Source organism: Chryseobacterium arthrosphaerae (assembly GCF_001684965.1).
In the GTDB taxonomy this organism is placed as follows: domain Bacteria; phylum Bacteroidota; class Bacteroidia; order Flavobacteriales; family Weeksellaceae; genus Chryseobacterium; species Chryseobacterium arthrosphaerae.
Genome location: NZ_MAYG01000001.1, coordinates 3,140,473 through 3,152,106 on the forward strand (window position 1 = coordinate 3,140,473; position 11,634 = coordinate 3,152,106).

An 11,634-nucleotide genomic window follows, 5' to 3' on the forward strand; every position below is an offset into this window, starting at 1 on the left:
TGCCCCGATAAAAACCGGGGCATTCTATTTTATTGTAAAAGAAATCTTATGCTTGTACGTTGTTTCCACCTAATACGAAAGGCTCAACTTCTTTGATTTCTCCGAACTGCTGCTCGTAGTTAGCGATGTTCTGCTGAAGAGCGTTTAATACTCTTTTAGCGTGAAGTGGAGCAAGAATAACTCTTGATCTTACTTTAGCCTGCTGAACACCTGGCATCAACTGAATAAAGTCTACTACAAATTCAGATGGAGAGTGGTTTACCAAAGCTAAGTTAGCATAGATACCAGCAGCTACCATTTCGTTTAATTCGATGTTGATGTTTCCGTCTTGTGGATTTTGATTGTTGTCCATTGTTATAAATTATGTTTTTAAAATTCGAAATTTGAGATTGTGAAAATATAAAAATAATTTCAAATCCCAAATTTCAAATCATTAATTTTAGTTAAGGTCTTCGAATTCTTTCTTAGAACCTACGATAACATTCTGATACTCTTTAAGACCTGTACCTGCAGGAATTCTGTGTCCTACAATTACATTTTCTTTAAGACCGTTCAGATCATCTATCTTACCGGCAACTGCTGCTTCGTTAAGAACTTTAGTTGTTTCCTGGAACGATGCTGCAGACATGAACGATTTCGTTTGAAGCGCCGCTCTTGTAATACCCTGTAATACCGGAGTCGCTGTAGCAGGAAGAGCTTCTCTTACTTCTACCAATGCTAAGTCTTCACGTCTCAACTTAGAGTTTTCGTCTCTTAATTCTCTTGCAGTAATCATCTGACCTGGTTTGAATTCTTTCGAATCACCGGCATCTACTACTACTTTAAGACCGAATACTCTGTTGTTCTCTTCAAGGAAATCATACTTGTGCTCAAGAGCTCCTTCAAGGAACTGAGTATCACCTCCATCCACGATAGATACTTTTGTCATCATCTGTCTTACGATGATTTCGAAGTGCTTGTCGTCGATTTTTACCCCCTGCAGACGGTAAACTTCCTGGATTTCGTTTACTAAGTATTCCTGAACCGCTGTTGGCCCTTTAATTCTTAAGATATCTTCCGGTGTGATAGAACCGTCAGAAAGCGGAGAACCTGCTCTTACGAAGTCATTCTCCTGAACAAGAATCTGGTTAGATAATTTCACTAAGTAAATCTTTCTTTCACCAGTTTTAGCTTCAACGATCAATTCTCGGTTACCTCTCTTGATTTTTCCGTAAGAAACTACCCCGTCAATTTCAGTAACAACTGCTGGGTTTGAAGGGTTTCTTGCTTCGAATAATTCGGTAACTCTCGGAAGACCTCCAGTGATATCCCCTGCTTTTGCAGATTTTCTTGGGATCTTGATCAGGACTTTACCAGCCTTGATTTTTTCACCATCGTTTACCATCAAGTGGGCTCCTACCGGTAAGTTGTAAGCTTTCTGCTCAACTCCTTTAGAGTCTACCACCTTCAGGGTAGGTACGGCTTTCTTATTTCTGGATTCAGAGATTACTTTCTCTTCAAATCCTGTCTGTTCGTCAATTTCAAGCTGGAATGAAATACCCTGGATGATATCCTCGTATTCTACCTTACCTGAAGTTTCCGCAATGATAACCGCGTTATACGGATCCCATCTACAGATCGTATCTCCTTTCTTCACTTTATCACCTGGTTTTACAGATAATATCGATCCGTAAGGTACGTTCGCTACCATCAATGGAGTTCTTGAATCGTTATCAGCAACTAATCTGAATTCCGTTGAACGGGAAACTACAACCTCAGCTGTATTACCGTTTTCATCTTCAGAAGTAATGGTTCTTACTTCATCCATTTCTACGATACCGTCTCTTCTTGCAACGATTGATGGGTTTTCTGATACGTTACCTGCAGTACCCCCCTGGTGGAAGGTTCTCAACGTAAGCTGAGTACCCGGTTCCCCAATAGACTGTGCTGCAATTACACCTACCGCTTCACCCATATGGATTACTTTACCTGTTGCTAAGTTTCTACCGTAACATTTCGCACAGATACCTTTCTTAGCTTCACAGGTTAACGGAGAACGTACTTCAACGGCTTCTAATCCTGCTTCTTCAATTTTCTTCGCTAATTCTTCGATGATTACCTGATCTGCACTTGCTATTAACTCGTCAGTTTCAGGATCATAGATATCATGAAGAGATACTCTACCTAAGATTCTTTCAGAGATTCTTTCAACGATCTCGTCATTTTTCTTAAGTGCAGTAACTTCTGTTCCTCTTAAAGTTCCACAGTCGTCTTCTGTAACGATAACGTCCTGTGCAACGTCTACCAATCTTCTGGTCAGGTAACCGGCATCGGCAGTTTTAAGAGCGGTATCCGCAAGACCTTTACGGGCACCGTGGGTAGAGATAAAGTACTCTAGAATCGAAAGACCTTCCTTAAAGTTGGCAAGGATCGGGTTTTCGATGATCTCCGCTCCGGTAGAACCGGCTTTTTGCGGTTTTGCCATCAAACCTCTCATCCCTGATAACTGACGGATCTGTTCTTTAGAACCCCTCGCTCCAGAGTCAAGCATCATGTATACAGAGTTGAAACCACCTTGGTCAGTTTTCATTCTGCTCATGATCATTTCAGTTAATCCGGCGTTGGTGTTTGTCCAAACGTCGATTACCTGATTATAACGTTCTGTATCGGTAATCAGACCCATGTTATAGTTGGCTCTGATTTCGTCTACAGTTTCGATTGATTGTGCAATCATCTGCTTTTTCTCAACAGGAACTACGATATCCCCAAGAGAGAAAGAAAGACCTCCTTTGAATGCGTTTGAATACCCTAGGTCCTTCATTGCATCAAGGAACTTCACTGTTGTAGGGAAATCCGTATCAGCAAGGATCTTACCGATAACGTTTCTCAATGATTTCTTAGTAAGAAGTTCATTGATATATCCTACCTGCTTAGGTACAATCTGGTTGAATAAGATTCTACCTACAGAAGTTTCGATCAGTCTTGTTACGATCTGTCCGTCTTCTTTGATTGGCAGTCTACATCTTACCTTGGCATTTAATGAAACTCTACCTTCTGCATAAGCGATTTCCGCTTCTTCAGGAGAATAGAAAGCAAGACCTTCCCCTTTTACTTTCATATCTTCTGTAGAACTTAATTCTTTAGTCATGAAATAAAGACCAAGAACCATGTCCTGAGAAGGTACCGTAATCGGAGAACCGTTTGCAGGGTTCAGGATGTTCTGAGAACCTAACATCAATAACTGCGCTTCAAGGATCGCTTCAGGACCTAACGGTAAGTGTACCGCCATCTGGTCACCGTCGAAATCGGCGTTGAATGCCGTAGTTACTAACGGGTGTAGCTGGATTGCCTTACCTTCGATCATCTTAGGCTGGAAAGCCTGGATCCCCAGTCTGTGAAGGGTAGGTGCCCTGTTCAACAGTACCGGGTGACCTTTCATCACGTTTTCAAGGATATCATAAACTACAGGTTCTTTTCTATCGATAATTCTCTTTGCAGATTTTACTGTTTTTACAATACCTCTTTCAATCAGTTTTCTGATGATGAACGGTTTGTAAAGTTCAGCTGCCATATCTTTAGGAATACCACACTCGTGAAGCTGTAAGTTTGGACCTACAACAATTACCGAACGCGCAGAGTAGTCTACCCTTTTCCCAAGTAGGTTCTGACGGAAACGCCCCTGCTTACCTTTCAATGAATCAGAAAGTGATTTCAGTGGTCTGTTTGATTCAGATTTTACGGCAGAAGATTTTCTTGTGTTATCGAATAATGAATCTACTGATTCCTGAAGCATACGCTTCTCGTTTCTCAAGATTACTTCCGGAGCTTTGATCTCCAATAATCTCTTCAAACGGTTATTTCTGATAATAACTCTTCTGTAAAGGTCATTTAAGTCAGAAGTTGCGAAACGTCCTCCATCCAACGGAACCAATGGTCTCAGTTCTGGCGGGATAACTGGAAGAACACGCATGATCATCCACTCCGGTCTGTTGATCATTCTTGTATTGGCACCTCTTAATGCTTCTACAACGTTCAACCTTTTAAGAGCTTCAGTTCTTCTTTGTTTAGAACCTTCATTGTGAGCTTTGTGTCTTAAATCGAAAGACAATGCATCAAGATCGATTCTTTTTAATAATTCCTCAACAGCTTCAGCACCCATTTTAGCGATGAATTTGTTTGGATCGGAATCGTCAAGATACTGGTTTTCTACAGGAAGGGTCTCCATGATATCAAGGTACTCTTCTTCTGTAAGGAATTCCATATTTTCGAAATCAGAACCGTCTAATTTCTTGGCAATCCCCTGCTGGATCACTACATATCTTTCGTAGTAGATGATCATATCTAATTTCTTGGAAGGAATTCCAAGAAGGTATCCGATTTTGTTTGGCAATGAACGGAAATACCAGATGTGTGCAATTGGAACTACAAGGTTGATGTGCCCGATTCTCTCTCTTCTTACTTTTTTCTCAGTAACTTCTACTCCACAACGGTCACAAACGATCCCTTTGTAACGAATTCTCTTGTACTTACCACAAGCACATTCGTAATCCTTTACAGGACCGAAAATTTTCTCACAGAATAGCCCGTCTCTTTCAGGTTTGTGAGTTCTGTAGTTAATAGTTTCCGGTTTTAGAACCTCTCCTCTTGAGTCCTGTAAAATAGACTCCGGTGAAGCTAAACCGATGGTTATTTTATTAAATCTACTCGTTTTATTTTTATTTGACATCTTTTTTAAATTTGAGATTTGACATTTGAAATTTGAGATTTATATCTCTATAAATTAATTTCAAATGGGATTTATTCCTCAAGTCTTACATCAAGTCCAAGTCCTTGTAACTCGTGAAGTAATACGTTGAATGATTCCGGAATACCTGGCTCAGGCATAGATTCACCCTTAGCGATTGCTTCATAAGTTTTTGCTCTACCAATTACGTCATCCGACTTCACAGTAAGGATCTCTCTCAGGATATTAGATGCACCGAATGCTTCAAGTGCCCAAACCTCCATCTCTCCGAATCTCTGACCACCGAACTGAGCTTTACCTCCTAACGGCTGCTGAGTAATCAATGAGTAAGGACCGATAGAACGTGCGTGCATCTTATCATCAACCATGTGTCCCAGTTTCAGCATGTAGATAACACCCACTGTAGCCGCCTGTGTAAATCTTTCTCCGGTACCACCATCATAAAGGTGTGTGTGACCGAATTTAGGAAGACCTGCTTTCTCAGTGTACTCAGTAATCTGATCAAGGGTTGCTCCATCGAAGATTGGCGTAGCAAACTTCAGTCCTAATTTCTGACCAGCCCATCCAAGAACTGTTTCATAGATCTGACCGATGTTCATACGGGAAGGTACCCCTAGTGGATTCAATACGATATCTACCGGTGTTCCGTCTTCAAGGAATGGCATATCTTCTTCACGAACGATTCTTGATACAATCCCTTTGTTACCGTGACGTCCTGCCATTTTATCCCCTACATTCAGTTTACGTTTCTTAGCGATGTAAACTTTAGCCAGCTTCATGATACCTGCCGGAAGCTCATCTCCGATTGAAATAGCGAATTTCTCACGGTTTTTAACTCCCTGGATGTCGTTATATTTGATTTTGTAATTGTGAATCAATTGTTTGATCAATTCATTCTTGTCAGCGTCTACTGTCCAGTCTGAACCGCTAACGTTTACATAATCTTCAACTGAAGTTAATAATTTGTGAGTAAACTTCACTCCTTTACCGATGATCTCTTCGTCAAGGTCATTTTGTACCCCCTGAGAAGTTTTACCGCTTACCAGTGTATTTAATTTTTCAATTAAAGTGTTTCTCAACTCGTCAAACTTAGCCTTGTAAGTGTTTTCAATCTCTTCAAGTTTAAGTTTTTCTTCAGTTCTTTTCTTTTTGTCTTTAATGTTTCTTGAGAACAGTTTCTTGTTGATAACCACCCCTCTTAATGAAGAGTCAGCTTTTAATGATGCATCTTTTACATCACCAGCTTTATCACCGAAGATAGCTCTCAGAAGTTTTTCTTCAGGAGTCGGGTCTGATTCACCTTTTGGAGTGATTTTACCAATCATGATATCTCCAGGCTTCACTTCAGCACCGATTCTGATCATACCGTTCTCGTCAAGATCTTTGGTAGCTTCTTCAGATACGTTTGGAATATCAGCCGTAAGTTCTTCCATACCTAATTTAGTATCACGAACCTCCAGTGAATATTCATCTACGTGGATTGAAGTAAACCAGTCTTCACGTACAACTTTTTCGTTGATTACGATCGCATCCTCGAAGTTGTATCCTTTCCAAGGCATGAAGGCTACTACCAGGTTTCTACCAAGAGCCAATTCTCCTTTTTCAGTAGCATAACCATCACAAAGTACCTGTCCTTTTTCCACTACATCACCTACTCTTACGTTTGGTCTTAGGGTAATGGTTGTACTCTGGTTCGTTTTTCTGAACTTGGTAAGGTTGTATGTTTTAGTAGCAGACTCGAATTGTACTAAATCTTCGTCTTCGCTTCTTTCATATTTAATAACGATTCTGTCAGCATCTACGTACTCTACAGTACCAGTACCTTCAGCGTTAATTAAGATTCTTGAATCTCTTGCAACCTGTTGCTCAAGCCCTGTACCTACAACCGGAGCCTGTGGCTTCAATAGAGGAACGGCCTGACGCATCATGTTAGATCCCATCAATGCACGGTTCGCATCATCATGCTCCAGGAATGGAATCAATGAAGCGGAAATACCGGAAATCTGGTTAGGTGCAACGTCGATAAGGTTAACCTGAGCAGGCTCCACTACCGGGTAGTCACCATCCAATCTTGCAATAATCCTGTCTGTTAAGAAGTCTCCATTATCACTCAATTCAACGTTTGCCTGAGCAATTACTTTGTCTTCTTCGTCTTCTGCATTCAGATAAATAGGGTCTGCGTTAAGATCAATCTTACCGTCTTCTACTTTTCTATATGGCGTTTCGATGAAACCAAGGTTGTTGATTTTTGCATAAATACCTAAAGATGAAATCAAACCGATGTTTGGTCCTTCCGGAGTTTCAATCGGACAGATTCTTCCGTAGTGAGTATGGTGAACGTCTCGAACCTCGAAACCTGCTCTTTCTCTTGATAAACCACCAGGCCCTAGTGCAGAAAGTCTACGCTTGTGCGTGATTTCTGAAAGCGGGTTGGTCTGGTCCATGAACTGAGACAGCTGGTTGGTACCGAAGAATGAGTTGATTACAGATGTTAATGTCTTAGCGTTAACAAGGTCAAGAGGAGTAAAGATTTCGTTATCTCTAACGTTCATTCTCTCCTTGATTGTTCTTGCAATTCTTGAAAGACCTACTCCGAACTGTCCTGCCAATTGCTCACCAACAGTTTTGATTCTTCTGTTGGATAAGTGGTCGATGTCATCCACCTCCGCTTTAGAGTTTACAAGTTCGATCAGGTGTCTTACGATCGCAATGATATCTTCTTTTGTAAGAACCTCAGTTGTTGTCGGGATATTAAGACCTAACTTTTTGTTTAGTCTGTAACGTCCTACTTCACCTAATGAATATCTCTGCTCAGAGAAGAATAATTTTTCAATGATTCCTCTTGCCGTTTCCTCATCTGGCGGATCTGCGTTTCTTAACTGACGATAGATGTACTCTACCGCTTCTTTCTCAGAGTTCGTAGGGTCTTTTTGTAATGTATTCTGGATGATAGAGAATTCATTGCTGTTTTCTTTGTGAATCAGGATAGATTTCACACCAGCATCCAGGATAAGATCCAAATGTTCTTTTTCAAGGATTGTTTCTCTATCTAAGATGATTTCGTTTCTTTCGATAGAAACTACTTCACCTGTATCTTCGTCTACGAAGTCTTCGAACCATGTGTTCAATACTCTCGCAGCCAATGTTCTCCCTTCTACTTTTTTAAGGGCAGCTTTAGAAACTTTCACTTCTTCAGCAAGGTCGAAGATCTGAAGGATATCCTTATCAGATTCATACCCGATAGCTCTTAATAAAGTTGTTAATGGTAATTTCTTCTTACGGTCGATATAAGCGTACATTACGCTGTTGATATCGGTTGTAAATTCCATCCAAGATCCTTTGAAAGGAATAATTCTTGAATAGTAAAGTTTGGTTCCGTTAGCGTGGTAAGTCTGTCCGAAGAATACACCAGGTGAACGGTGAAGCTGCGTAACGATAACTCTTTCTGCACCATTGATGATGAAAGATCCACTTGGCGTCATATAAGGAACCGGACCTAAATATACATCCTGAACCACAGTCTGGAAATCTTCGTGTTCCGGGTCAGTACAGTACAGTTTAAGTCTTGCTTTCAGAGGAACTGAATACGTAAGTCCTCTTTCCACACACTCATCGATTGAATAACGTGGAGAATCTACCAGATAGTCTAAGAATTCTAATACGAACTGGTTTCTTGAATCCGTAATTGGGAAATTCTCTTGGAAAGTCTTGTAAAGAGCTTCTGTCTTTCTGGCTTCAGGAAGTGTATCAAGCTGGAAAAATTCTCTGAAAGACTCGATTTGGATGTCCAAGAAGTCTGGAGTTACAATTTTTCCTTTCGCTGATGAGAAATTAATTCTCGGATTTCCTTGAGTTGTTGATTTTGTTTTACTCATAAAACTTTTAAGAAAGGGTTAAAAAATATTTTGATTCATTAAAAAATATCAGAAAAGAACAAGAAGCAAGGTAAAAGTAAAGGTAAAAGTGTTTTTGGCGCTCACGAAGGACCTTAAGGCTCTTTAACTTTGTACTTGATTCTTTCTAACTGCAACACTGGTATATCTTTTCACAGCGTAATGCAAAATATTTTTATTACTTTTGAGGCTATATTACCCGTAATACCTACAAACACAAAATCCCTTTCCTGCATTACACAGTGAAAGAGTTGATTTTCAGTATTTTATAAATTTACAAACAATTTTTAGCGCCAAAAGAGGGGCAAAGATACAAAAAGTTATCCACAATAACAAATAAATCATCTCATTTTTAAGTTGTTAAAATAAAAAAGGCTGCCCGAAAACGGACAGCCTTCACCTTATTATGAAGCTACAGGATTATTTGACAATAACCTTATAAGATTTCACAGTTGATTGGGTTTCAATCTTGATGATATAAACTCCGGCCGGCAATGAAGAAGTATCAATACCTGTACGTGAAGAGAATTTATCAGATTTTACCACCTTGCCTTCTGCAGAGAATAAAGTATACACTCCTTCTTCAGCAGATGTAATCATAAGATTTTCTCCGGCCTTTACCGGGTTGGGATATATCTTCACATCAACGGCAGCCCCTGCAACGTCTGAAGCTGTCATTTTCGCTGCTGTACCGGATGCATTTTTCAATAATGTGGCATATGGTGAAAGTGGAGAGCCCGGCGCTCCTCTTTTCACAAGATCCGTATCTACAACTGCCTGAATACCGTCTTTGTCCTTATCATCAATAGTAGAGATGAATCCGCCTCCCATAACATCAAGATTTTCTTTTCCTATTTGGTACAAATCAAAATCTACCCCGTTCGATCTTAAGTCAAGGAAATCCGGCTTATCATCGTTGTTTGTATTTTTAATCGGATATTTCAGCACTCCGGAATCCGGGAATGTTTCAAGGATATCCGCAAGACCGTTTTTACCAACCGGAATATCACTATCAATAATACCATTGCGGTCTTTATCAATCTGATTGATAACCGAAGCTGGAATACCGGATTCAAAAAGGTCTAAAATACCATCGTTATCAGAATCAAGGTCAAGGTAATTTGGAATTCCGTCTCCTAATACCGGTGTAAGCAGAATATCACCTTCAGTATCATCATCTTCAAATTTACCAGACTGGTTGAAATCTTCTACAGAGTCAGGGATACCATCATTATCAGAATCAAGATCACAAGCATCTACAATACCATCTCCATCTGTATCCAGTACAGGTGACTTGTCATTTATCCCTGTACAGTTTTCTGCGCAATCCGGAATACCGTTCCCGTTTGTATCGATATTGTCATCTCCGCCCGGGCAACGATCAAAGCAGTTCGGAACCCCATCATTATCATCATCAATACTGGCAAATGCATTATAGATTCTATATTGCTGAGCTAAATTGACAGATACTAATGTGCTGAAAATAATCTTAATACGGTTAAAAGGTTTGGTCGCTTTACCACCTACATATATTTTTTTTGATCCGCTTGAAAGAAGCTCACCGGTCACAAGGCTTCCTGAAGTAAATGTATTTGTTTTCGTATTTCCATTGTAAAATTCGACAGTTACCCCATCAAGAACTCCCACTCCCAGAAGACCTGAAGTTTTTTCAATGACATATCCGGCAACGGTATTGGCAGGAAGTAACGGATTAGACCTAACTGTTAAAACTGCAGGAGTAAGAAATGTACCCACCAATGGCAAAGTTGCAGTTGCAAAATTAGAAGGATTATCATCTACTACCCGGTCTGCATTATCAATTCTGGCTCTTAACAAGCCCCAGCCAGCCAATGTCCACCTGTCGCCTCTAACAATATCTCCGGTAATTGATGAGCCACTTTTCTGAATTTTATCATCACAGTCGCAATTCACCTGAGGTTCTTCAAAAGCGTAATATACCTTTAATGTTCCTATATTTACTCCAATGGTCTGAGTTACTCTAAGCCTTATCTCGTTAAAAGGTTTTGTTGTTACTATACTCACCTTCTGTTTTCCTGATCCATAGCTCACAAGCTTAATATTCAGCAAGGCACTTGAGTTGAATAAAGTCTGAGAATCCTGAAGCTGTCCAAACAAATAGGTTTCCACGGTCATATTTTTCAGAAGCTCAGCACTTATTAATTTCCCCTGATCTCCAGGTTCTATAGCAAATCCAGCTCTGTTTCCCGCAGGATACACCTGGTTCTTATCCATTACCCCTATACTATAGGAAGAAAGTACTCCTACCGGAAATACTATTGACCCGAAAGAATTTTTATCTCCATCTCCTATCTTTTCTCTATTTTGAACAAAAGAAAGTGGCGCAAGAAGAGTGTTAGCACTTGAAACGTTTCCATCTACACCATTACCTGCAATCATATCATCACAGATTTTATTGTTATCAGCAGGAATCTTAGCAGGATCAAATGCAAACGCATAATATATTCTTAGTGCGCTGAATACAGACAATACGTTGGTCTGATACAACCTTACTTCATCAAATTCTTTTGTAGTTTTTAAATGAAGAAAAGACCTGTTTTTAGTCCCACCCAATAAAGGAACTGAAAGCAAGGTATTACTGCTTGATGTTTCCTGACGAACACCTTTTTTATATGTTTCAATTCTCAATGAACTTAAAAGTTCTACCGTTAGAAGTCCTGATCCAAGGTCTACGTTAAACCCGGCAATATATCCGGCAGGGTATGTTGTGTTTGTATTCTTTACTGATATTCCGTTTCCACTTACCACTGAAGCAAAATTGGATAGGCTGACACTATTGTCCAGATCTGAATCAACAACGGCATTCATACTTCCATTAAAGCAGCCTAAACAAATTCCTGAGTTGTTTACAGGTTTAGCTTCTACCCCCATTCCACGGATAGGTTCATAGCCTTTTTGTGAAAATGCTTTTACAGATATCATGAAAACCATAAGTACCGTAATTAATTTCCCGAATAATTTTTTTGTCATTTTTTTTAT

The 11,634-nt window shown here is 39.9% G+C and carries 4 protein-coding genes; all 4 read right to left on the reverse strand.

Annotation, left to right across the window (positions count from 1 at the left end):
* Positions 1-46: 46 nt before the first annotated feature.
* The 4 genes from BBI00_RS14125 to BBI00_RS14140 all read right to left on the reverse strand — a co-directional run bounded on the left by BBI00_RS14125 (position 47) and on the right by BBI00_RS14140 (position 11,625).
* Positions 47-352 (reverse strand): DUF3467 domain-containing protein, encoded by a 306-nt coding sequence (locus BBI00_RS14125; RefSeq protein WP_002976436.1) that lies wholly within the window; start codon positions 350-352, stop codon positions 47-49.
* Positions 353-439: 87 nt separating this feature from the next.
* Positions 440-4,705, reverse strand: coding sequence for a DNA-directed RNA polymerase subunit beta' (gene rpoC, locus BBI00_RS14130; RefSeq protein WP_065399366.1), 4,266 nt, complete (start codon positions 4,703-4,705; stop codon positions 440-442).
* Between the two features lie 71 nt (positions 4,706-4,776).
* Positions 4,777-8,598 carry a DNA-directed RNA polymerase subunit beta gene (gene rpoB / locus BBI00_RS14135; protein ID WP_065399367.1) on the reverse strand — a complete coding sequence of 1,274 codons (3,822 nt, stop codon included), beginning with the start codon at positions 8,596-8,598 and terminating at the stop codon, positions 4,777-4,779.
* A 438-nt stretch (positions 8,599-9,036) separates the two neighbouring features.
* Positions 9,037-11,625, reverse strand: a complete 2,589-nt coding sequence (locus BBI00_RS14140) for a T9SS type A sorting domain-containing protein (RefSeq protein WP_065399368.1) — start codon at positions 11,623-11,625, stop codon at positions 9,037-9,039.
* Between the last annotated feature and the right edge of the window lie 9 nt (positions 11,626-11,634).